The organism is Streptomyces sp. ML-6, from assembly GCF_030116705.1.
Taxonomy (GTDB): Bacteria; Actinomycetota; Actinomycetes; order Streptomycetales; family Streptomycetaceae; genus Streptomyces.
In genome coordinates this window covers 2,340,219-2,363,243 of the sequence record NZ_JAOTIK010000001.1, presented here as the reverse complement: position 1 = coordinate 2,363,243, position 23,025 = coordinate 2,340,219, and the positions used below count along the sequence as shown (strand labels likewise).

Here is a 23,025-nt window from a genome sequence, read left to right as displayed (position 1 = left end):
AGCAGGAAGGGGTCGGGGGTGATCAGTCCTTCGGCCTAGGACGTGGTCCGGTCCGCCTCCGCCCCGACAGGTCCGGTGGGGCGGACCCGTCGGGGCGGCCGGTCAGGCGCGGGCGCGGGTCCGGGCGGCTGCGAGGCGGGTCAGGTGGTCCTCGTACGCCTTCGCGTAGTGCGCCGCGTGTGCCGGGTCCGGCTCGACGATCCCGGTCGGGGCCGTCCACGCCGCCGTGTCCAGCTCCGTCCCGAAGCGCCGGGCCGCCGCCAGCACCGCGCCGCGCGCGCCGACCTCGCCCTCCACGATCCGGACCGGCCGCCCCAGCACGTCGGCGAACAGCCGCATCCACGCGGGCGAACGGGTGCCGCCGCCGCACAGGGCGAGGGTGCCGGTGAGGCCCGCGGCCTCCAGGCAGTGCCGGGCGGCGAAGCCGATGCCCTCGCAGACCGCCCGGATCAGGTCCGCCGGCGTGGTCTCCAGCGACACGCCGGTCAGTTCGGCGCGCAGCCTCGGCTCGACGAACGGGGCGCGTTCGCCGGACGGCGCGAAGTAGGGGAGCACCCGGACCCCGTTCGCGCCGGGCGGGGTGGCGGCGAGCAGCGCGTCGACCTCGGTGTGGCGCACCCCGGTGGTGGTGGTCAGGACCCAGTCCAGGGCCGCGGTGCCGACCATCGCGGGCATGGCGCGCAGCCAGTGTCCGGGGCGGTCGGTGGAGATGTGCAGCCCGGCCGGTTCGCCCGCCAGGTCGAGCCGTTCGGTGGCCACCAGCGCGGCCAGACAGGTGCCGACGATCAGCAGCCCGTCGCCCGGCCGGGTGACGCCCGCGCCCAGGGCGCAGGCCGCCAGGTCGTACGGGCCGTTGGAGATCCGTAACCCGGAGGGGAGTTCGGCGGTCGCGACCGGGTCGCTGACCGGGGCGAGGAGCGGAGCCCGGTGGGTGAGGCCGAGCGCGGCCACGACCTCGGGGCAGTACGCCCGGGTCAGCGGGTCCAGGAACGGCATCGACGCGTCGGACACGTCCGTGGCCCGGACCCCCGTGAGCCGCTGGAACACCATGTCCTTGCAGTACAGGGCAGTCGTCGCCGCGTCGAGCGAGGCCGGGTCGTGCCGGTCCAGCCAGGCCAGCACCGGGCCCGGACAGCCCGGGAACATCGCGCTGCCGGTGCGCCGGTAGACGGTCTCGAAGACCCCGGACTCCAGCCAGGTGTCGACCAGTTCATGGGCCCGGCCGTCCATCCAGGAGATCGCCGTACGGACCGGCCGCCCGGTCTCGTCGACCAGCCAGACGCCGTCGCCCTGACCGGTGAGACCGGCGAACGCGACCCCGTCGGAGCCGAGAGCGGCCAGCACCTCGCGGACCGCCCCGTACAGCTCGTCCATGTCCTGTTCCACGAAACCGTCGTGGATCGCGAGGCCCACCGGGCGGGACTCGACCGCCAGGGTGCGGCCCCGCGGGTCGAAGGCCGCGGCCTTCACCACGGACGTGCCGACGTCGATGCCGATGTAGCGCGGCTCGGTTCCAGTCATGGTCACAGCTCCCCTCAGAGTGCGTGGGCGAGCGGTTCGCCCCGCACATGGCGGGCCACCTCGGCCGCCGCGATCCGGGCCGCCTTCTGCGCGACGGCCCGGCTGGCCCCCGCCACGTGCGGGGTCATCAGCAGGTGCGGGGTACGGAAGAGCCGCGACGTGGCGGGCGGCGGCTCCTGCTCGTACGTGTCGAGCGCCGCCGCCTGCAACTGCCCCGAGTCCAGCGCGTCGCACAGCGCCTCCGTGTCCAGCAGCCCGCCCCGGGCCGCGTTGACCAGCACCGCGCCGCGCGGCAGCAGCGCCAGTTCGCGGGCCCCGATCAGATGCCGGTTCTCCGGGGTGAGCCTGGCGTGCAGGGTCAGCACCTGGGAGCGGGCCAGCAACGCCTCCAGCGACGGGGCGCGCACGCCGTGCACGTCGCCGCGCACGTACGGGTCGTACACCTCGACCTCGGCGCCGAACGCGGCGAGCACCCGGGCCACCCGGCTGCCCACCGCGCCATAGCCGATCAGCCCGACCGGGGTGTCCTCCAGTTCCGGACCGCAGTGCTCGTACGTGTAGTGGGAGGCGTCCCAGAGGCCGTCGACGGCGAGGGAGTGGTGGGACTGGGGGATGCGGCGCAGGGCGGAGAGGATCAGCCCGACGGTGAACTCGGCGGTCGCCGCCGCGTTGCGCCCGGGGGCGAAGCACACCCGCACGCCCCGGGCCCGCGCGGCGGCGACGTTCACGTTGACCGGACCGCCCCGGCAGACCACGACCAGCCGCAGGTCCGGGGCGGCGGCCAGGACCCGCTCCGTGAAGGGGGCCATCTGGGTCACGCACACCTCGATCCCGTCCAGGGCCGCGATCAGCGCGTCCTCGACGTCGCTGGCCTCGTCGACCTCGGCGACCCTGCCGAAGGGCTCCAGCGGCCAGGGCAGGGTGAGTTCGGTCAGGCGCGTCCCGGTGTCCGGGGAATCGGTGCCGAGGGCCCGGTCCAGGGCCTCGGCGAGCAGGGAGTTGCGGACGAAGTGATCACCGGCGAGCAGGATCCTCGTCGGGGGGCGGACCGTCTCGGGGTGGGTCATCGCAGAGCGTCTCCTTGTCCGGGGGTCGAGGACACGGGCGGCCCGGGGGCCGGCGGTGATGCCTGGTGATGCCTACGGTGTCATCGGGGACGGGTCATGGCCCCGGACCGGCACGCGGGTCCGGCCCGGTCGCCCGCCATCTCCACCCCCGCGCCGGATCGGACGTCCGTCGGCTGCACCCCCGCGCCGGATCGGACGTCCGCCATCTCCACCCCCGCGCCGGGTCGACGATCCCTCGCTCCCGGGGCCGCGCCGGATCGGTCATCCGTCGTCGTCACCTCCCGTGCCGGGCCTCCGGCCGGTGGCGCAGACCTCGTAGGGCACCTTGTGCTCGTCGAGTTCGCGCAGCGCCCGGGGGGAGGCCCCGTCGTCGACCAGCAGCAGGTCGAAACGGGAGAGCGGGGCGAGCCGGTGCAGGGCGACCCGGCCCAGCTTGGAGTGGTCGAGCAGCAGCACGTTGCGGCTCGCCGAGTCGAGCATCGCCCGCTTCACGGAGACGATGTGCTGCTCCTGGTGGTAGGCGTAACCGCCGGACGCGGCGGAGGTGGAGGTGAAACAGACGTCCACCTGGAGCGACTGCACCGCCTCCACGCACGAGACGCCGAGGAACGAGGAGTGCAGCGGGTCGAAGTCACCGCCGAGCCCCATCAGACGTATACCGCGCTCCTGCGACAGCAGGTTGATCGCCTCCAGGAAGTTGGTGACGACGGTCAGCGGGGTGATGGAGCGCAGCCGCCGTGCGATCTCCAGGGTGGACGTCGAGTCGTCGAGCATCACCGCCATGCCCGGTTCTATGAGCTCCAGGGCCCGTTCGGCGATGGCGGCCTTCTCCGCGCGCATCGTCTTCAGCCGGTAGGAGACGTTCGACTCGAAGACCCCGGACGGCTGGGCGGTGACGCCGCCGCGGAACTTGCGGACGATGCCCTGCCGTTCCAGCTCGTCCAGGTCCCGGTGGATGGTCATCAGGCTGACGTCGAAGCGCTCCGCCAGTTCCGCGGCGCTCACCTCGCCCTGTGCGAGGACGTACTCGGCCATGGAAGCCTGCCGGGGGGCGGGTCCCCGCTGTGGAACGTTGCTCACGTGCTGATCCTTCGTCCTGGACGTCCGGCCGGTCGGCCCCGGTGCGTGCTCCCGTCCGGCGGGAGCACGGGTGGAACGGCTCCGGCACCCGGACCGGCCGTCGGCGCGCGGGCGGCCGGCGCCGGACGTGCGGAGGTGCGGGCGTACGGGGTGCGCGGGTCCGGCCGTGACCTCCACGGTCCGGCCGGGACGGGCAGGTGGGCGACGGCGGCGTTCACACATTGAGCCGACTGGTTAACAGAGCTTGGAACAACGGAAGTTGGCCGTCAATCCCTCGCGCAACGGAAATTCTCGGTGCAGAGTGAGAAGTTCACAGAGGGGACCGATATGTGGATGGGCATCGATCTCGGCACGCAGAGCGTCCGCGCGGTGGTGGCGGGGGACGACGGGGAGATCCTCGGCAGCGGCTCGGCGCCGCTCACCGGCAGACGCGACGGCGTACGGCACGAGCAGCGGCCCCTCGACTGGTGGACGGCCGTTTGTGCGGCGAGCCGCCGGGCCCTGCGCGACGGCCCCGCCCCGCGCGCGCTCGCGGTCTGCGCCACCTCCGGCACCGTACTGCTCGGCGACGCGGCGGGCCGGCCGCTGACCCCGGGCGTGATGTACGACGACGGCCGGGCCGCGGCGGAGGCGGCCCGGGCCGGGACCTCGCCGAGCTGGGGGCTGCCCAAGGCGATGTGGCTGCTGCGGGAGCACGGGGGAGCGGCGGGCGGCGCCGTACGGATCATGCACCAGGCCGACGTGGTCCTGGCCCGGCTCGCCGGGACGCCGCTGCCCACCGATTCCAGCCACGCCCTGAAGACCGGCTACGACCCGGAGCGGGACGCCTGGCCGTGGCGGCGGCTCGGGAAACTGGGGCTGCCCGACGGACTGTTCCCGGACGTGGTGCGGCCGGGGACCCGGATCGGCGAGGTGGGGCGGGCGGCGGCCGAGGAGACCGGGATCCCGGCGGGCACGGCCGTCGTCGCCGGGATGACGGACGGCTGCGCGGCGCAGATCGCCTCGGGCGCGCTCACCGTCGGCTCCTGGAACTCGGTGCTCGGCACGACGCTGGTGCTGAAAGGGGTCACTTCGTCACCGGTCGAGGACCCGGCCGGCGTCGTCTACAACCACCGCGCGCCGGACGGGAGCCGGCTGCCGGGCGGGGCCTCGGGAGTCGGCGGCGGGGCGCTGACCGCCGCGTTCCCGGCCGTGGACCCGATCCGCATGGATGTGTTGGCCCGCGACCACGAACCGGCGCGGGTGGTGGCGTATCCGCTGGTGGCGACGGGGGAGCGGTTCCCCTTCGTCGCGCCGGAGGCCACCGGCTTCCTGCTCGGCGAACCCGCGAGCGACGCCGAGCACTGGCTGGCCCTGCTCACCGGCGTGGGCCTGGTCGAACGGCTCTGCTTCGACTACCTCGACCTGCTCGGCGCCCCGGCGCACGGCGCGCTCACGTTCACCGGCGGCGCGGTCCGCAGCGGCTACTGGAGCCGGCTGCGCGCCGACATCCTGGGCCGCCCGGTGCGCATTCCGCGATACAGCGAGCCCGCCCTCGGCATGGCCGTCCTCGCCGCGTACGGGGCGGGGGCGACGGACACGCTGCACCGGGCCGCGGCCCGGATGGTGCGGCTGCGGCACGTGCTGCACCCCCACCCGACGCGCACGGCGTGGTACACCGAGCCGTACCTCACCCTGGTGGACGAACTGGAGCGCCGCGGCTGGCTCCCCGGCCCCGTCGCCGCCCACGCCCGTACCCGAACGGAGAACCCATGACCGGGAGCCCGGCCACCCTGCTGCTGGCCCGCCACGGACAGACCGTCTGGCACGCGGAGAACCGCTACGCCGGCGTCAGCGACATCGCCCTCACCGACGAGGGCCGCCGCCAGGCCCGGCAACTGGGCGAGTGGGCGGTCCGCAACCGGATCGACGCGATCTGGACGTCCACGGTCGGCCGCGCCATCGAGACGGCGGAGCCCGCCTGCCTGGCGCTCGGCCTGGTACCCCGGCGCGAGCACGATCTGCGCGAGTGCGACTTCGGCGAGGTGGAGGGGCGCACCCTGGCGGAGTTCGCGGCGGAGCACCCCGAGCGGGCCGCGGCGTACCGCGCCGACCCGGTGGTCCACCCCTTCCCCGGGGCCGAGGACCCCCGGACGGCCGCGGCCCGGGGGACGGCGGCGCTGCGCCGGATCTCGGCCGGGCACCCCGGGCAGCGGGTGCTGGTCGTCGCGCACAACACCCTGTTGCGGCTCGTGTTGTGCGAACTGCTGTCGATCCCGCTGGGCTCCTACCGCCGGGTCTTCCCGCAGCTGCGGAACACGGCGGTGAGCGAGGTGCGGATCGGGGAGTCGGGCGGGGCGCTGCTCTCCCTCAACGTGCCCTGCGTCCCGGACGCCCCTGCTCGCTGAGCACCGTGCCCCGCCCGCCGGATGCCGGAGGTCACTCGGCGGGCGCGGTCCGGCGCCCGCGCACGACGCCGACGGCGATCAGCGCGGCGGTCAGGGCCCCGGTCGCCAGCAACTGGTCGCGGGTGTCGGGCCGGCCCAGCATCAGGACGAAGATGCCGACCATCGCCAGCAGCGCCAGCACCGTCAGGACCGGGAAGAGCCACATCCGTACGACGAGCTTCTCCGGGGCCGAGCGCTCCAGCCGGCCGCGCAGGATCAGCTGGGAGACGGCGATGAAGATCCAGACGACCAGGATCACCGCGCCCGTCATGTTGAGCAGCCAGTGGAAGACGTCGTCGGGACGCCAGTAGCTGAGCAGCACGCACAGGAAGCCGAACCCGGACGAGACCAGGACGGCGGTGCGCGGGACCCCCGAGGAGACCCGGCCGAGCCGCTTCGGGCCCTGACCCCGGGCGACCAGCGAGCAGGCCATGCGCGAGGCGCCGTAGATGTTGGCGTTCATCGCGGAGAGCAGGGCGACCAGGACGACCACGTTCATGATCTGGGCCGCGCCGTGGATGCCGAGGTGGTCCAGGGTCGCGTAGAACGGGCCGATCTTCGCGACCTTCTCGTTGTCCCAGGGGACGAGCGTGACGACGACCGCCATCGAGCCGACGTAGAAGAGCGCGATCCGCCACATCGCCGTCCGCACCGCACCGGCCACGCCCCGCACCGGGTCCTCGGACTCGGCCGCGGCGATGGTGACGGTCTCCAGGCCGCCGTACGCGAAGATCGAGGCGAGCAGGCCGATGACCAGGCCCTCGGTGCCGTTCGGCAGGAAGCCGCCCTCGCCGGCGAGGTGGGCGGTGCCGGGCGCGTCCGTGCCGGGCAGCAGCCCGAGGATCGCCAGCAGGCCCAGCACCAGGAAGAGCGTGATCGCCACGACCTTGAGGGTGGCGAACCAGAACTCGAACTCGCCGAACTTCTTCACCGAGGCCAGGTTCGTGCCCAGGAACACCAGCATGAACAGCGCGACCCAGATCCACTCCGGGGTGCCGGGCAGCCAGCCGGTGACGATCTTCGCGGCGCCGATGCCCTCCAGGCCCACGGCCACGCAGAGCAGCACCCAGAACGCCCAGCCCACGGTGAATCCGGCCCACGGGCCGATCGCCCGCTCCGCGTGGACGGAGAAGGAACCGGAGGCCGGGTTCGCGGCCGACATCTCGCCGAGCATCCGCATCACGAGCATGACCAGCAGCCCGGAGACGGCGTACGCGACGATGATCGACGGGCCCGCGGCGGCGATGCCCTCGCCGGAACCGACGAAGAGCCCGGCGCCGATGACGCCGCCGAGGGCGATCATCGAGAGGTGGCGCTGCTTGAGCCCGTGGGTGAGCGCCGAATCGGCCCCGGTTCCCCCGGCGCCGGCGGGGTCGGGAGAGCCGGAAGAGCCGAGGGAGCCGGGGGAGCCGAGGGAGCCGGAGGTGTCGGGGGAGCCGGGGGAATCGGAGGTGTCGGTCGGGGCGCCGGTGGGGGGAGACGCGGAATTCCGGGGCATGGACGTGCTCTGTTCGATAGGCGAGACGTGGGGGGACATGCGCGGACAGTCTGGACATACACCCCTGCCGTGGGGAACCGTTGTCCGCCATCCGGGCGCGATGCGCACCCAGGGTACGCAGCCGGGCACGGTGGGACGGCGATCCGGCCGCGTGGCGCCCCGGCCCGTCCCGGGGGTACGGGGAACACCCGCCCCGGTCCTGCGGAGGGTCGGCCGCCTCATGGGCGCCCACCCGGCGGATTTAGCGGGAACCTACAGTTCCGCAAGGGCGTCCGAATCGGTGGAGCAGGAGGCATCCCGCCCCCACCTCAGTGACGAGCATCACGCCGCCGCACGATTGTGGACGGTCCTTTGTGTAGACCCCACCAACGCCCCGACCAACGCTTTGTGGGCCACTGATGGTGATCGATCGTTAACCCGTGGGCTAACGTCAGCCCCAGCCCGTCCCCACCTGCCCTCACCCCCGCGGAGTCCCGATGAGCACTGCTGCCGCCCCTGCCCGTACCGGAGTGGTCCTCGCCGACCTGTTGCCCGCCGCCCGGAACCGTTACGCCGTCGACACGGCGCTGGTCCTCGGCGGTGCCGCGCTCACCGGGATCGCCGCCCAGATCGCCGTGCCGATCCCCGGCTCGCCGGTCCCGGTCACCGGCCAGACCTTCGCCGCGCTCCTCGTCGGCACCGCGCTCGGCGCCCGCCGCGGCTTCCTCTCCCTCGGGGTGTACACCCTCGTCGGCATGGCGGGCATGCCGTGGTTCGCCGAGGCCCGGTCGGGGATGGGCTTCCCGTCGTTCGGCTACGTCCTCGGCATGCTGCTCGCCGCCGTCGTCGTCGGCGCCCTCGCCCGCCGCGGCGGCGACCGCTCGATGCCGCGCACCGCGGGCACGATGGTGCTGGGCTCCGCGATCATCTATTCGGTCGGCGTCCCGTACCTGGCGCTGTCCACCGGCATGTCGGCGAGCGCCGCGATCGCGGCGGGGCTGGTGCCGTTCCTGCTCGGCGACGCGCTGAAGGCGGCACTGGCCATGGGCGCGCTGCCCGCGGCCTGGAAGCTCGCCGGCCGCCGCGGCTGACCGCCGCCACCGCTCGCGCGGGGAGGCCCGCCGGATCGCGACACGCACGCGACCGGCGGGCCTCCGTCATGTCCGGGTGGATACCGACGTCGGCCGGACCCGGTGCCGACCGGGTCCGGTGCCGTCGGTCGTCAGGCGTCGGCGGGGGCCTTCGCCTCCGTGGCCTCCGTACCGTTGCGGCGGTTCCTGGCCTCCCGGACCAGTGAGATCGCCACCACCAGCGCCGCGACGAGCAGCGAGAGCAGCACCTGCTCGCGTCCGCCGTCGTCGGTCAGCATGTAGACCAGGACGAACGAGATCATCGCGATGGTCGCCCAGGTCAGGTACGGGAAGAGCCACATCCGCACGATCAGCTTCTCCGGCGACTCGCGCAGGATCATGCCGCGCATCCGCAGCTGGGTGAAGCAGATGACCAGCCAGACGAACAGGGCGACCGCACCGGAGGAGTTCAGCAGGAACTGGAAGACGGTGTCGGGCCACTGGTAGTTGAAGAACACGGCGACGAAGCCGAAGACCACCGAGGACAGGATGGCGGCCTGCGGCACGCCCCGCTTGTTCGTCCGGGCGAACGCCTTCGGCGCGTCCCCGCGGCCACCGAGCGAGAAGGCCATCCGCGAGGCCGTGTAGAGGCCGGAGTTCAGACACGACAGCACGGCGGTGAGCACGATGACGTTCATCACCTGGCCGGCGTGCGGGATGCCGATGGAGTTGAGGGCGGCGACGTAGCTGCCGTCCTTCACGATCGACGCGTCGTTCCACGGCAGCAGGGTGAGCACGACGAAGATCGAGCCCAGGTAGAAGACGGCGATCCGCCAGATCACGCTGTTGGTGGCCTTCTGGACGGCGCGCTGCGGGTTCTCCGACTCACCGGCGGCGAGGGTGACGATCTCGCTGCCCATGAAGGAGAAGACGACCATCAGCACGCCGGTGAGGATGGCGCCCGGCCCCTGGGGGAAGAACCCGCCGGTGTCGGTGAGGTGCGCGAGACCCGCGCCCGGGTTGTCCGAGCCGGGCAGCAGCCCGAAGACGGCGAGCAGTCCGACGACCACGAAGGCGCCGATCGCCACCACCTTGATCCCGGCGAACCAGAACTCGAACTCGCCGTACGACCCGACCGAGACCAGGTTCGTCGCGGTCAGCACCACCATCACGATCAGCGCCCACGCCCATTGCGGGACGCCCGGCACCCAGCCCTCCAGGATCTTGGCCCCCGCCGTGGCCTCCACGGCGAGCACCACGACCCAGAAGAACCAGTACAGCCAGCCGATCGAGAAACCGGCCCACCGGCCCAGCGCCTGGTCGGCGTAGGCGGAGAAGGAGCCCGAGCTGGGGCGGGCCGCCGCCATCTCGCCGAGCATCCGCATCACGAAGACGACCATCAGGCCGACCAGCGCGTAGGAGAGCAGGATGGCGGGTCCGGCGGCGGCGATACCGGTGCCGGAGCCCACGAAGAGGCCCGCTCCGATCACGCCACCGATGGCGATCATCGAGAGGTGGCGGTTCTTGAGGCCCGCCTGGAGGCCGTCCGAGGAGCCCGGGGAGTTCGGGGAGTTCGTGGAGCGGGGGGTGTCCGGGGTGTCCGGGCCGTTCGACCGGTCCGGATCGCCGGGGTGGGGGCCCGGCCCGACCAGAGTCGTCTGCGACGTCATGGATCGAATTCCTTACGTTCTCGGGTCACGCGATGCGCGCCCGGCCGCGGCAGTGGGGTGCGGCAGCGAGTGATGCATTGAAGCCCGAGGAACGGTAAAAGCGGAACCCAATCTTCCGTTTCATTGACCTAATCGTTACCAAAGTGTCCTTGCTCACATTTCGACCCGCGTGTTTCGGTCACCCGAGGTCCGCCGTGCATTCCGGGACGGCCGGCCGATGGCGCCCGACCCCGATGGCGCCCGGCGCGCGGAGCTCGTGCCACACTCGGATGCATGCGCGTGTACCTCGGCTCGGACCATGCCGGTTATGAACTGAAGAACCACCTCGTCGAATGGCTCACGGCCCAGGGCCACGAAGCCGTCGACTGTGGCCCCCACATCTATGACGCCCAGGACGACTACCCGCCGTTCTGCCTGCGCGCCGCCGAGCGGACGGCCGCGGACCCGGACAGCCTCGGCATCGTGATCGGCGGCTCCGGCAACGGCGAGCAGATCGCCGCGAACAAGGTCAAGGGCGTGCGTGCCGCGCTCGCCTGGAGCGAGCAGACCGCCGCCCTGGGCCGCGAGCACAACAACGCCAACGTGATCGCCATCGGTGGCCGGATGCACTCGGTGGAGGAGTCCACCAAGTTCGTCGAGGTCTTCCTCGCCACCCCGTACTCGAACGAGGAGCGTCACACCCGTCGCATCGAGATGCTGACGGCGTACGAGACGACCGGCGAGCTCCCCCCGATCCCGGCCCACCACCCGCAGCAGGGCTGACCGGCCTCCACCTCCTGTGCCGCCGGAACCCCCGGCGGCACAGCCGTTTCCGCGCAGCCGTTTCCGTGGTGCTGGTCCTGTGCCGCCGGTCCCGGGGTGTCGGATCCGTACCGCCGGTCCCGTACCGTCGATTCCGTACCGCTCCGTACCGCCGTTCTCGTACCACCGCGCCCGTACGTCACCGAGGAGAGTCGCCGCCGTGCCCGAGGGACACACGATCCACCGCCTCGCGGCGGACCACCGGGACAGGTTCGCCGGGCGTCCGGTGCGGGTGAGCAGCCCGCAGGGCAAGTTCTCGGACAGCGCCGAACTGCTCGACGGCCTGACCTTCACCGGTGTCGACGCCCACGGCAAGCACCTCTTCCTCGGCTTCGGGGACACCGGCTGGGTCCACATCCACCTGGGCCTGTTCGGCAAGCTCGGCTTCGGCACGGTCCCGGCCCCGCCGCCCACCGACACGGTGCGGCTGCGGCTGCTGAACGAGGAGCACCACGCGGACCTGCGCGGCCCCACGACGTGCGCGCTGATCACCGAACCCGAGAAGCGCGCGATACACGACCGCCTGGGCCCGGACCCGCTGCGGACCGACGAGGACGGCGAGCGGGCCTGGCGGCGGATCTCGCGCAGCCGGATCACCGTCGCGGCCCTGCTGATGGACCAGAAGGTCATCGCGGGCGTCGGCAACGTCTACCGCGCGGAGGTGCTGTTCCGGCACGGCATCGACCCGTACCGCCCCGGCCGGGAGCTCCGGCGCGCGGAGTGGGACGCGATCTGGGCGGACCTGGTGATGCTGATGCGCGAGGGCGTGCGGAACAACCGGATCGACACGGTCCGCCCCGAGCACACACCGGAGGCGATGGGCCGTCCGCCGCGGGTCGACGACCACGGCGGCGAGGTGTACGTGTACCGCAGGGCCCGGCAGGCCTGCCACATCTGTGGCGGCGAGATCCGCACCGCCGATCTCGCCGCCCGCAATCTCTTCTGGTGCCCGGGGTGCCAGCGGGCCTAGCGGGCCTGGGCCCGGGGCCCGGACCGAACCCGTGGCGTTCGGGGCCCGGCCCCGGCCCGCGACGTTCCTAGAACCCGTGGGGCAGCCACGGTGCCGTGTCCGACGAGAACGCCAGCGACGCCTCCGCCAGCGCACCCGCCCGCAGCTCCCGCACCCGCCCGGCCAGGGCGAGCGAGCTCAGCGACTCGCCGCCCAGGTACGCCGACCCCAACTCCCGCACCGAGAGCGCGAGATCGGCCGGATCGTCGGTGCGCCGGCAGGACGCGGTGCCCTTCGCGTCGCCCGTGAGCCGCCAACGCCCCGCGTTCCAGGGGCAGAACGCGTCCTCGACCTCGAACACCACGTCCACCGGCGCCCGGTACGCCCGCGCCTCCAGCGCCGCCCCCAGCTCCACCAGCCGTACGTGGAGCGAATCCCGGACCCGGATGTTGCACCGCCGCACGTCCGACACCAGATGCAGCACCGCGTCGTCGACCGGCCGGTTGTTCGCCTCGATGGTCGACATCAGGTCAATTTCGAAGAGGAACCGCCACAGCGCCGCGTACGCCGCCGGGTCCAGCGCCCCGAGGTCGTTCACCACCACCTTGCCCGCCGGGCCGGACGCCTCCCACTTGGGGTTGAGGCGATAGGTCACACACCCGACGAGCTCGCCGTCCCGCTCCGCCAGCACGTACTGCCGGGCCGAACCGCCCTGCCGCTCGTCCGCCGGGTCGACCACGGCCTTCCGGTCCCAGGCGGCGTTGTGCGCGGGCGTGCCGGGACGCCCCGCCACCAGCCGCTCGTACACGCTCGCGCACGCGGCCAGCGCCTCGTCCGGCTTCGCGTGGCGCAGCCGGATCTCGTCGGTGCCCTCCGGCACCGTCAGCTTCACCCGGGTCGTGTCGATGGTCAGGGACATCTGCCGCGAGGCCATGCCGTACCCGAACCGGCCGTAGATCACCGGCTCCGACGCCGTCAGCACGGCGATCGGCTCGCCCAGGGCCCGGACGTCGTCCAGCTGCCTGCGCATCATCGAGGTCAGCAGACCGCGCCTGCGGTGGGTGGAGGCGACGCTCACCATCGTGACCCCGGCGGCGGGCACCAGGGCCCCGCCCGGCACGGCCAGTTGGAAGCTGAACGCCCCCGCCGTGCCCACCACGTCGTCGCCGTCCCAGACGCCGAGCGACCGCTCGGGCTCGGTCAGCTGCTCCTCCAGCTCGCGCTGCTCGGGTGGCTCCGCGACACCGCCGAATGCGAGTTCCAGGCACTCGAACCACTGGTTCCACTCGGACGGACGCAACACGCGAAGCTCTGTAGTCATGGGCCATGCCTACCAGGGGCGCGGCCCCGGGGCGAACCGATTTCGAACGCATTGTCACAGGGGCCCCCTGCACTCGGGGCGTCCGGCTAGATAAGGTCCCCGCAATGGCTCGACGCGCGGCAACAGACTCCTACCCGGCCCGATGGCGGAAATCGGTGCACCGGGCACGCACCACCCTGCGCAGATCCGGGGTCGACTACTTCCGCGGCGACGGGTCGGACTGGATCGCCCTGGCCGGGCTGCTGCTGACGATCCCGGTCATCACCTGCGCCACACTGATCAACCCGCTGTGGTGCTCACCCGCCGCCCTCGCCCTGCCGATCGTCGCGGGCGGACTGCTGCTGCGCCCCGCGAGCCTGCTGGGCCTGTACGCGACCGCCGCCACGGCCCTGATCGTGGAGTCGCTCGGGCTGGGGCCGTACGACGACGGGCCGGGCCGGGTGACACCCGGCATCGTCCTGGTGGTCGCCGCCTGCGGCCTCTTCGGGCTGGTCCTCGCCCAGTTCCGGGCCCGGGTCGGGGTGCCGTGGCGACGTGGCGGCACCATGCTCTTCGACCTGCGCGAACGCATCCGGGTGCAGAGCGCCCTGCCCCGGCTGCCGCAGGGCTGGCACCGCGAGATGGCGCTGCGCCCGGCCGGCGGGCAGTCCTTCTCCGGCGACTTCGTCGTGGCCGCCCGCACCAACGGCGGCCGGACCCTGGAGGCCGTCCTCACCGACGTCTCCGGCAAGGGCATGGACGCGGGCTCCCGCGCCCTCCTGCTGTCCGGGGCCTTCGGCGGACTCCTCGGGTCGCTGCCCCCGCACGGCTTCCTGCCCGCGGCCAACGGCTACCTGCTGCGCCAGGACTGGGACGAGGGCTTCGCCACCTCGATCCACCTGGTCCTGGACCTCGAATCGGGCGACTACGAACTCTTCTCGGCCGGGCACCCGCCCGCCCTGCAACTCCACTCGGGCAGCGGCCAGTGGGAGGAGAAGGCGGCCGAGGGACCGCTGCTCGGGGTGTACGACGGCGCCCAGTTCGACGCCGTGAAGGGCTCGCTGGCCCCCGGTGACGTGCTGATGCTGTTCACGGACGGCCTGGTGGAGGCGTCCGACCGCGACATCGCGGAGGGCATCGACCGGCTGACCGGCGAGGCCGACCGCTACGTCACCACGGGGTTCGAGGGCGCCGCCTGGCATCTGATCGAGGCGTGCGCCAAGGACGTCAACGACGACCGGGCGTTGCTGCTGCTGTCCCGCAAAGCCTGAATCCGGAACCGTACGCGAACGGGCCGAAAGTGGACCGAATCGGGCGCGCGTCAACGGGAGTCGGCCCCTCACCGGATCGTGGGCGTGATGCGCCGGGGAGCGGTACGGGGGCCGGGGCGGACCAGGACGACGGGGTGGTGCGGCAGGGGCGCGAGCGGTTCCCTCCCGGGGCGGGCCGGGGGCGACGGACGGGGCGGTACGGGAACGGGGCGGGGCGGGGCCGCCGGGGTGTCGCCCCGCTGCCTCCGCGCCCGCCCCGTCGCCCCGGGCCGGGGATCCGTTCCACGGTCCCGGTCCGGGGCCGTTCAGGCCGGGACCGTAAGCCTTCCGGCGTCGGTGCCGTCACCGTTTCCGTCGTTCTCGCCCCCGTTCCGTCCGCCCGGCAGGATGCGGGCCAGCCAGTGCGACCGTCCGGCCGCCAGCGGGGAGAGGACCGCGAGGACGAGCACGTAACCGGCGATGAACGGCGGCAGCCGCTCGTCCAGCCCCGCGCCGGCGGCCATCGTGGCGAGGATCAGCGCGAACTCGCCGCGGGCCGTCAGGGTGGTGGAGATGTTCGCCGCGGCCTGCGGGCCGAAGCCGTAGACCCGTGCGGAGACCAGGCCGGAGGCGAGGTTCATCGCCGCGGTCAGCACGACGGCGGCCAGCACCGGCCACATCACGCCCGGCAGGTCACCGGGGTTGATGGAGAGTCCGAAGGCGAAGAAGAAGATCGCCCCGAAGGCGTCGCGCAGCGGATGGACCAGCTTGAGGATGCGCTCGCCCGACGTGGTGCTGCCGAGCATCAGGCCCACCATGAAGGCGCCGATCGCGTCCGCGACCCCGAACCACTCGGAGACCCCCGCCACGAACACGGCGGTGCCGAGGAAGGAGATGACGAGCAGTTCGTCGTCCGAGGTGTGGATCAGCTTGCTGATGAGCTTCGTGCCGAACCGGGCGGTGAGCGCGAGCAGCAGCAGGAAGCCGAACGCCTTGCCCCCGTCGATCACCGCGGCGCCTAGGCTGTCCGAGCGCGACAGGATCGGCTGCAGGGCGGCGAGGTAGAGGGCGAGGAAGACGTCGTCGACGACGATGATGCCGAGGATCGTCTTGGTCTCCGGGCTGGCCAGGCGCTTCGTGTCGACCAGGATCTTGGTCACGATGGCCGACGACGAGATGCCGATGACCCCGGCCAGGACGAGGGCCTCCGAGGTGCCCCAGCCCAGGGCGAAGCCGAAGGCGAGTCCGGCGCCGACGTTCAGCGCCAGGTAGACGGAGCCCGCGATGAGCATCTTCCGTCCGCCGGCCTTGAGGTCGTCGAGGTGGAATTCGAGGCCGAGGTAGAAGAGCAGCAGCACCAGGCCGAGCGCGGAGAGCATCTCCAGCTCGTGCGGATCGGCGACGAGGACGATCCCGGGCGTGTGCGGGCCGAGCAGGATCCCGGCCAGGATGAACAGGGGGATGGTCGGCAGTCCGATGCGGCTGCCGAAGCGGGCGAGGACGGCGGCGGCGAGGAAGGCGCCGCCCATGGCGATGAGCGTGTCTGCGTGTCCGATGGGCCTGATCCTTCACTTGGTCAAGGGAGGGTCAAGAAGTCGTCAGTAATTAGTTTACCGAACGATTGACGTCGAAACTATGCCCTTGGGCAACCCGGCGTCCGGCCCTTGCCGCCCCGGCCCTCGCCGCCGTCGCCGGGCCCGCCCGTTCCCTCTGCGCCCGACCTCCGGTGACCCGATCGCCCGACCCCTCGGTCCCGGGCCCGCCGGCTCCTCGGCCCCGGGCCTGCGCACCCCCGGTACCACCTGGGGTTTTCCCCACCCCCGATCCGCCAGCAGCCGCCATGTTCCGGGACCACCTCCGCTCCATAGGTTCGGAGCACGGCCGAAGAAGCGGCCGACGAGCAAGGAGAGGCGGAGATCATGGGGCTGCGAGGCACCCGACGCACGCAGGACGGGCAGCACCCGGCGGACCTCCACCGGGGGGCCGGGCTCCCGGACCTCGCGGTCGAACTGCGCGGTGTCCGCAGGCAGTACGGCCGGGGCGGCTCCGCCGTGCACGCGCTGCGGGGCATCGACCTGGCCCTCCCGCGCGCCTCCTTCACCGCCGTCATGGGCCCCTCCGGCTCCGGGAAGTCGACCTTCCTCCAGTGCGCGGCCGGGCTCGACCGCCCCACCGAGGGCTCCGTACGCCTCGGCGGCACCGAGATCACCGGCATGAGCGAGAACCGGCTCACCGAACTGCGCCGCACCCGCCTCGGCTTCGTCTTCCAGTCCTTCAACCTGCTCCCGTCCCTGACGGTCGAGCAGAACGTCATCCTCCCCATGCGCCTGGCCGGACAGAGCCCCCGCTCCGCCCGGGGCCGCCGCGAGGCGGCCGAGATGCTCGCCCGGGTCGGCCTCGGCGACAAAGGCGGGCGCCGCCCCGCCCAGCTCTCCGGCGGCCAGCAGCAGCGCGTCGCCGTCGCCCGCGCCCTGGTCACCCGCCCCGACGTGGTCTTCGCCGACGAGCCGACCGGCGCCCTCGACACCACCACGGCCGCCGAGATCCTCACCCTGCTCCGCGACGCGGTGGACGGCCTCGGCGCCACCGTCGTCATGGTCACCCACGACCCGGCCGCCGCCGCCTACGCCGACCAGGTGCTCTTCCTCGCCGACGGCGCCATCGCGGACAGCCTGCCGCGCGCCGACGCCGCGCGGATCGCCGCCCGGATGACCACCCTGACCGCCCGCACCGCCCGCACCACCTCCGTGCACGCAGGAGCAGCAGCCTGATGTCCCTCGCCCCCAACGGCCTCGCCCGCGCGGCCGTGCGTTTCAAACCCTCGGCGTTCGTCGGGACGTTCGTCGCGCTCCTGCTGGCCGCGGCCATCGTCTCCGCCTGCGGCATCCTCCTGGAGACCGGCGTGCGCGCCTCCGTCCCCGCGGACCGCTACGCGAAGGCCCCCGTGGTGGTCGCCGCCGACCAGCGGGTCCACATGACGGTCGGCACCGGCGAGGGCGAGTACGACGCCGACCACCCCGTACCGGACACCGCGCGGCTCCCCGAGTCCCTGGTGAACAGGGCTGCCTCGGCCCCCGGCGCGGCGGCGGCGATCGGGGACGTGAGCTACCCCGTGCGCCGGGGCGGCACCCCTCTCACCGCCCACGGCTGGAGCTCCACCGCCCTCACCGGTACGCGGCTGCTCACCGGCGAGGCGCCCGGCACCGGCGAAGTCGTCGTCCCCACCGGCACCGGGGTCCGGGCCGGCGAGCGGATCACCCTCGACACCCCCGCCGGAGCACGCGAGTTCCGCGTCGCGGGCACCACCGCCGCCGGGGCCACCGTCTGGTTCGCCGACCGGCAGGCCGTACAGCTCTCCGGCCACCCCGGCCGGATCGACGCCATCGCCGTGCTCGCCGCACCGGGCACCACCACCGACGCCCTCGCCGAGCAGGTGCGCCGGGCCGTCGGCCACACCGCCACGGCACAGGTCCACACCGGCGACGACCGGGGCGCCGTCGAGGACGCGGGACTCGCGGGCGCCGCGGAACTCCTCGTCGCCCTCGGCGGGTCCTTCGGCGGCGTCGCCACCATGGTCGCCGTCTTCACCGCCGCCGGCACGGTCGCCCTCTCCGTCGGCCAGCGCAGCCGCGAGTTCGCCCTGCTGCGCGCCATCGGCGCCACCCCGCGCCAGCTGCGCCGCTCCATCGCCACCGAATCCCTGCTCGTCGCCCCGCTCGCCGGAGCGCTCGGCTGCCTGCCCGGGATCGCCCTGGCCCACTGGTGGTTCGGCCAGCTCCAGGACCGGGGAGCCATCCCCGGCCCCGTCGAACTGCACGTGTCCTGGCTGCCGTTGACCATCGCCACGGCCACCACGATGCTCACCGCCCTGGGCGCCGGATACTTCGCCGCCCGCAAGCCGTCGAAGAGCAAGCCGGGGCAGGCCCTCGCGCAGTCCGCCGTGGAGAGCCCCCCGGTCGGCTGGATCCGCACCCCGCTCGGTGTCGCCGCCCTCGGCGGCGGCGCCGCCTTCGCGGGCGTCGCCGCGTCCACGAGCGGCGAGGACGCGGCGAACGCCGCCCTCGGCGTCGTCATGTTCTTCATGCTCGGGGTCGGCCTGCTCGGCCCGCTGATCGCCCGGATCTGCGCCGCCGTGATCGGCCTCCCGCTGCGCCTGGCGGGCGCCCCGGGCTCGCTGGCCGCCGCCAACTCCTGGACGAACTCGCGCCGCCTGGCCTCCGCGATCACCCCGATCGTGCTCGCCATGGCCTTCTCCTCCACGCTCGTCTTCATGCAGACCAGCGAGGAGCGGGTGATCGCCCACCAGCAGCGCGCCGCCGTCACCGCCGACCACGTCGTCTCCGCCCCGGGCGGACTCGTCTCCGACGCGACCGAACGGGCCGCCGCCACACCCGGTGTCTCCACCGCCGTCGGACTGCTCCGCACCTCCGTCCTGGTGGCCACCGGAACGGGCGGGGACCGCATACTCCAGAGCATCTCCGCCCAGGGGATCACCGGCTCCGGCGCCGGCCTCGCCCGGGTCCAGGACCTCGACGTCCGGACCGGATCGCTCACCGGCCTGCGGCCCGGCACCGTCGCCATCGACACCACCCTCGCCGGCTCCACGAAGACCGGGACCGGCGACCGGCTGGCCCTGCGCCTCCCGGACGGCACCAAGGCCTCGCCGAAGATCGTCGCCGTCTACGGACGCGGCCTCGGCACCAGCCTCGTCACCTTCCCCGCGGCCGACCTGAAGGCCCACATGACCGCGTCGTACGCCACCGACGTCCTGGTACGGGCCACCCCCGCCGCCGCACGGAAGCTCACCGCGCTCGGCACCGTCACCGACTCCTCCGGCTACGCCGCGGCGCAGGACGAGAACCGCGAGCTCAACGCCTGGGCCAACACCGTCATGGCGGCGGTGCTCGGCGGATTCGCCGCGGTCGCCGCCGTCAACACCCTCGTGATGACCGTCCTCGACCGGCGCCGCGAACTGACCATGCTCCGGCTGGTCGGCTCCACCCGCCGCCAGGTCATGGGCATGATCCGCTGGGAGGCGCTGCTGGTCACGGTCGCCGGGGCCGCGCTCGGCACCGGGATCGCCCTGGCCACGCTCTTCCCGATGTCGAGGGGCCTGACGGGCGAGGCACCGTACATCCCGCCGCTCGTGTACGGATCCTTCGTCGCCGCGGTCGTCGTACTCGGCCTCCTCGCCACCGCGATCCCGGCCAGGGCGGCCCTGCGCACGGCGGACGCCCGTCCGTAGAGTCGGTCCATGACCACTCCACGCGATGACCTGACCCTGGCCGAAGTCGAGGCGATCGCCCGCGCCGCCCACGCCGGACAGCGGGACAAGGCGGGACGCCCGTACACCGAACACCTCGCGGCCGTCGCCGAGGGCGTACGGGCCAGGGGCGGCAGCGACGAACAGATCGCCGCGGCCTGGCTGCACGACGCGGTCGAGGACGACGCGCTGTCGAGGGAATGGCTGGCCGGTGCCGCACTGCCGCAACGGGTCAAGGACATGGTCCTCGCCGTCACCAAACGGGACGGCGAGGACCTCGTCGCGTACACCCGGCGCATCCTCGACACGCCGGGCGCCCTGCTGGTCAAGGAGGCCGACCTGGCGCACAACGCCGACCCGGACCGCCTCGCCGTACTGGAACCGGCGACCCGTACCCGGCTGACCGAGAAATATGCCCGGGTACGGGAGCTGCTCGGGCTCACCCCGCCCCGCTGACCGGCAAACAACAGATTCAAGCCAACATGGCGCGGTCCTGACCCCGAGGGTAGCGCCCCGGGGCCAGAACCGGAGTCCGGACCGGTCCGGACCGGTACCGGCCCCGAGGAGTCAGCGCCCGGCCGGATTCCGCCGGAACGCCCACTTCATGTCCGGTTCCGTCACGGCGCGCAGCGCCCGCCGCACCGGCGGCGTGCACATCACCGTCACCGCGCCGGCCGCGACCACGGAGACGAGGATCAGGCCACCGGGCGCCGCGAGCCACGCGTGGAGGTCGAACACCCCGGCGTAACCGGCGCCCTTGATCAGGAAGCCGTGCAGCAGGTAGCCGCAGATCGTGCCGGCGCCGAGCACCGTGAACCACGTGGGGCGGCGCGGCACCCAGGACAGGAACCCGACGGTGAGCAGCAGCGCGCAGCCGAACATGGCCAGCGTCATCACGGCACCGGCCCACCACGGGGCGCCCATCTCCTGCGCGCTGTTGCTGCGGTAGAACCAGCCCAGCTGCATCCGCGGCGCCGCCCAGTACGCGAACAGCAGGGCCGCGGCGAACAGCGGGAGCGCGAACATCCGCACCTCGCGCCGACGCACCGCGTGGAAGTGCTCGGGCCGCAGCCGCAGGCCCAGCACGAAGAACGGCAGGAACTGCAGGACGCGCTGGAGGTCGAGGTCGTTGCCGATCGTCGGGGAGAAGGAGGCGAGCACCGCGATGAGGAGCGCGACCGGCAGCGGATGGCGCAGCGCCTGCCACAGGGGTGTGGTGATCCGCCAGACGAACAGCGCGATCAGGAACCAGGTGAGGTACCAGGGGTCGATCAGGCTGATCGGCTGGTCCGGCGAGTCGTCCGCGTACCGCTTGAACAGCGAGTACGCGGTCTCGAACACCACATAGGGGACGGCGACGCCGGTGATCAGGCGTCGCACCTTGGCGGCGGACATGTCGAAGGAGCGGGAGAAGTAGCCGGAGACGATGATGAACGCCGGCATGTGGAAGGTGTACGCCACCATGTACAGCGCGCGGGCGGTCCGGCTGCCCTCCATCACCGGTTCCCACGAGTGCGCCACCGCGACGAGCACGATGGCCAGATATTTGACGTTGTCGAAGTAGGCGTCGCGCTTCTTCGCCGACGGGGGCGCCGACGGCTTGTTCGCCACGGGTGCGGGGGGCGCGGTGGCAGTCGTCGTGTCTCGATGTCTGGGCTCCGACTCCCGGGTCGCCGATGGGAGCGGGGCCCTCTGAAATGCGTTCGGAGCGTGGAACATCTCACGCACCTTAGACGCCCCGATTGCAATTCGTAAAACCGCTCGTGGATATCTCGCGCTCCCGCCCAATCGAAAGTGAAACCGCCGTCAACCGACCGCTATGCACCGATTCATCCACCTTAAATGGTGCATATAGGCAGGCTGTTGTGGGTCGTTAATTTCATCGCACCCGCACCTTGGAATTGCGTGTGAATGAAGTGTGGGGATATGGAAACCATCACATTCGCAGCCTTGTCCGGGCGAGTTGTTCACAGTCCGCGCACAGGCGCGAGGAGTCCCGTGGAGGCCCCCGTGCGACCCGCGTGCAGCCGTGCGCCCCTGGCGTGCGCGGGGCGTGAGGATGGCGCGATCTCGTCAGTGCGATCCGTCACCCAGCAGCGGTCGCGGGGGAGTTGGTGGCACGATGGAGCGCGACGGAGGGTGCTCGGCCGCACATCTCCGGGCCGGCAAGGTGTACCGACCAAGGGTGTGATCAGTCGTGGCCATTTCACTGTCCGTGGTGCTCATGTTTGCGATCATCCTGGTGGTCATGATCCGGGGTGGTTCCATCAAGCCGGGGCCCGCGGTCGTCGCGGCGCTCTTCGGCTTCTTCCTGGCGTCGACCGGCATGGCGCCGTCGATCAACCGGTTCATGAACTCCATAGCCGAGACCATCAACCAGATCTCCTTCTGACCCCGCCGCCCCCGCCGGCGCCGCTGACCCTGCGACAGATTCCGTAGATTCCGTACGAGGCCCGGCGTGCGCGGACCCCTCCCGGTCCGGTGCGGGGCGTCTTCGTGCGAGGCCGCAGCCGCGGACTGCCGACCCCGCGCGGGCTGTCGGCGAGAAGCGCGGCCGCGAGGCGGGAGGCGCGGCCGGGAAGCACTGGAGGCGGAAGGGCGTCGTGGCGCCGGCGACGGAACAACGGAACGACGCGAAACGCAAAGGGCCCGGTCCGGCGAGTGATCTCGCCGGACCGGGCCCTTGCACGGAGCGGGCGACGGGAATCGAACCCGCGTAGCTAGTTTGGAAGACTAGGGCTCTACCATTGAGCTACGCCCGCGAGGCCGCACCGCAGGTCCGGTGACCCGGCGGCACGTGAAGCATCGTAGCGGGTCGCGGGCGCTGCCCGCACACCCGTTGTCACGGCGACCCGGCACGGCGTCCGGCGGCACCCGCCCGAAGGGGCCGACGCACTGTCCGACTGCATGTACCCTACGTGTCGCACCGACGGGGTGTGGCGCAGCTTGGTAGCGCGTCCGCTTTGGGAGCGGAAGGTCGTCGGTTCGAATCCGGCCACCCCGACCACCGGCAAGATCAGTGACCCTCGCAGGCGGCGTTCCGGGCCGTCCGCGGGATCGCGGAGCACGGGCAAGATCGCATTGTGGGAGTCCGACTCCTTGCCGTTACTATGCAAATTGCGTGCCCGTGTGTCTGATGTACCGGGCTCGG

General features: G+C 72.6%; 18 protein-coding genes and 2 tRNA genes. 11 read left to right on the top strand and 9 right to left on the bottom strand.

Going from position 1 to position 23,025, the window contains the following annotated elements; translation table 11 throughout:
• Nucleotides 1-102: 102 nt before the first annotated feature.
• From OCT49_RS10300 to OCT49_RS10290, 3 genes are all read right to left on the bottom strand, one after another.
• Nucleotides 103-1,521 (bottom strand): FGGY-family carbohydrate kinase, encoded by a 1,419-nt coding sequence (locus OCT49_RS10300; RefSeq protein ID WP_283851580.1) that lies wholly within the window; start codon nucleotides 1,519-1,521, stop codon nucleotides 103-105.
• Between the two features lie 14 nt (nucleotides 1,522-1,535).
• Nucleotides 1,536-2,588, bottom strand: coding sequence for a 2-hydroxyacid dehydrogenase (locus tag OCT49_RS10295; protein WP_283851579.1), 1,053 nt, complete (start codon nucleotides 2,586-2,588; stop codon nucleotides 1,536-1,538).
• Between the two features lie 261 nt (nucleotides 2,589-2,849).
• Entirely contained in the window at nucleotides 2,850-3,623 is a 774-nt protein-coding gene (locus OCT49_RS10290) for a DeoR/GlpR family DNA-binding transcription regulator (RefSeq protein WP_283855743.1), read from the bottom strand.
• 372 nt (nucleotides 3,624-3,995) lie between these two features.
• Here OCT49_RS10290 and OCT49_RS10285 point away from each other — a divergent pair, with 372 nt between their 5' ends.
• Nucleotides 3,996-5,423, top strand: a complete 1,428-nt coding sequence (locus OCT49_RS10285; protein ID WP_283851578.1) for an FGGY-family carbohydrate kinase — start codon at nucleotides 3,996-3,998, stop codon at nucleotides 5,421-5,423.
• Nucleotides 5,420-6,055 carry a histidine phosphatase family protein gene (locus OCT49_RS10280; RefSeq protein ID WP_283851577.1) on the top strand — a complete coding sequence of 212 codons (636 nt, stop codon included), beginning with the start codon at nucleotides 5,420-5,422 and terminating at the stop codon, nucleotides 6,053-6,055. Before OCT49_RS10285 ends, OCT49_RS10280 begins: the two co-directional genes overlap by 4 nt.
• Nucleotides 6,056-6,086: 31 nt before the next feature.
• Here the strand turns inward: OCT49_RS10280 and OCT49_RS10275 are convergent, their stop codons facing one another.
• On the bottom strand, nucleotides 6,087-7,592 hold the full coding sequence (locus tag OCT49_RS10275) for an amino acid permease (RefSeq protein ID WP_283851576.1): 1,506 nt from the start codon (nucleotides 7,590-7,592) through the stop codon (nucleotides 6,087-6,089).
• Nucleotides 7,593-8,068: 476 nt separating this feature from the next.
• Here OCT49_RS10275 and OCT49_RS10270 point away from each other — a divergent pair, with 476 nt between their 5' ends.
• Nucleotides 8,069-8,662, top strand: a complete 594-nt coding sequence (locus tag OCT49_RS10270) for a biotin transporter BioY (protein ID WP_283851575.1) — start codon at nucleotides 8,069-8,071, stop codon at nucleotides 8,660-8,662.
• A 131-nt stretch (nucleotides 8,663-8,793) separates the two neighbouring features.
• Here the strand turns inward: OCT49_RS10270 and OCT49_RS10265 are convergent, their stop codons facing one another.
• The gene (locus OCT49_RS10265; protein WP_283851574.1) at nucleotides 8,794-10,311 is read right to left on the bottom strand and encodes an amino acid permease; all 1,518 of its coding nucleotides are present in this window, start codon (nucleotides 10,309-10,311) and stop codon (nucleotides 8,794-8,796) included.
• A gap of 273 nt (nucleotides 10,312-10,584) precedes the next feature.
• On the opposite strand from OCT49_RS10265, the gene OCT49_RS10260 reads away from it, so the two are divergent.
• Nucleotides 10,585-11,073 (top strand): ribose-5-phosphate isomerase, encoded by a 489-nt coding sequence (locus tag OCT49_RS10260; RefSeq protein WP_148835186.1) that lies wholly within the window; start codon nucleotides 10,585-10,587, stop codon nucleotides 11,071-11,073.
• 199 nt (nucleotides 11,074-11,272) lie between these two features.
• The gene (locus OCT49_RS10255) at nucleotides 11,273-12,082 is read left to right on the top strand and encodes an Fpg/Nei family DNA glycosylase (RefSeq protein WP_283851573.1); all 810 of its coding nucleotides are present in this window, start codon (nucleotides 11,273-11,275) and stop codon (nucleotides 12,080-12,082) included.
• Between the two features lie 67 nt (nucleotides 12,083-12,149).
• Here OCT49_RS10255 and OCT49_RS10250 read toward each other — a convergent pair whose 3' ends face one another.
• Entirely contained in the window at nucleotides 12,150-13,382 is a 1,233-nt protein-coding gene (locus OCT49_RS10250; RefSeq protein WP_283851572.1) for a GNAT family N-acetyltransferase, read from the bottom strand.
• A gap of 104 nt (nucleotides 13,383-13,486) precedes the next feature.
• Here OCT49_RS10250 and OCT49_RS10245 point away from each other — a divergent pair, with 104 nt between their 5' ends.
• Entirely contained in the window at nucleotides 13,487-14,632 is a 1,146-nt protein-coding gene (locus OCT49_RS10245) for a PP2C family protein-serine/threonine phosphatase (RefSeq protein ID WP_283851571.1), read from the top strand.
• Between the two features lie 305 nt (nucleotides 14,633-14,937).
• Here OCT49_RS10245 and OCT49_RS10240 read toward each other — a convergent pair whose 3' ends face one another.
• Nucleotides 14,938-16,140 (bottom strand): cation:proton antiporter, encoded by a 1,203-nt coding sequence (locus tag OCT49_RS10240; protein ID WP_283851570.1) that lies wholly within the window; start codon nucleotides 16,138-16,140, stop codon nucleotides 14,938-14,940.
• A gap of 390 nt (nucleotides 16,141-16,530) precedes the next feature.
• Between OCT49_RS10240 and OCT49_RS10235 the strand changes: the two genes are divergently transcribed.
• The 3 genes from OCT49_RS10235 to OCT49_RS10225 are packed head-to-tail and all read left to right on the top strand — an operon-like array spanning nucleotide 16,531 to nucleotide 20,330.
• A complete protein-coding gene (locus OCT49_RS10235; RefSeq protein ID WP_283851569.1) occupies nucleotides 16,531-17,382 on the top strand; it encodes an ABC transporter ATP-binding protein in 852 nt (283 codons plus the stop codon).
• Nucleotides 17,382-19,856, top strand: a complete 2,475-nt coding sequence (locus tag OCT49_RS10230) for an ABC transporter permease (protein WP_283851568.1) — start codon at nucleotides 17,382-17,384, stop codon at nucleotides 19,854-19,856. Before OCT49_RS10235 ends, OCT49_RS10230 begins: the two co-directional genes overlap by 1 nt.
• A gap of 9 nt (nucleotides 19,857-19,865) precedes the next feature.
• Nucleotides 19,866-20,330: an HD domain-containing protein gene (locus OCT49_RS10225; RefSeq protein ID WP_283851567.1), complete on the top strand. Its 465-nt coding sequence runs from the start codon at nucleotides 19,866-19,868 to the stop codon at nucleotides 20,328-20,330.
• Nucleotides 20,331-20,441: 111 nt separating this feature from the next.
• Here OCT49_RS10225 and OCT49_RS10220 read toward each other — a convergent pair whose 3' ends face one another.
• Nucleotides 20,442-21,593: an acyltransferase family protein gene (locus OCT49_RS10220; protein WP_283851566.1), complete on the bottom strand. Its 1,152-nt coding sequence runs from the start codon at nucleotides 21,591-21,593 to the stop codon at nucleotides 20,442-20,444.
• 478 nt (nucleotides 21,594-22,071) lie between these two features.
• On the opposite strand from OCT49_RS10220, the gene OCT49_RS10215 reads away from it, so the two are divergent.
• The gene (locus OCT49_RS10215; RefSeq protein WP_148835170.1) at nucleotides 22,072-22,266 is read left to right on the top strand and encodes a hypothetical protein; all 195 of its coding nucleotides are present in this window, start codon (nucleotides 22,072-22,074) and stop codon (nucleotides 22,264-22,266) included.
• Between the two features lie 299 nt (nucleotides 22,267-22,565).
• Here OCT49_RS10215 and OCT49_RS10210 read toward each other — a convergent pair.
• Nucleotides 22,566-22,636: transfer RNA gene (locus OCT49_RS10210), tRNA-Gly, on the bottom strand.
• A 168-nt stretch (nucleotides 22,637-22,804) separates the two neighbouring features.
• Here OCT49_RS10210 and OCT49_RS10205 point away from each other — a divergent pair.
• Nucleotides 22,805-22,881: transfer RNA gene (locus tag OCT49_RS10205), tRNA-Pro, on the top strand.
• Nucleotides 22,882-23,025: the final 144 nt, after the last annotated feature.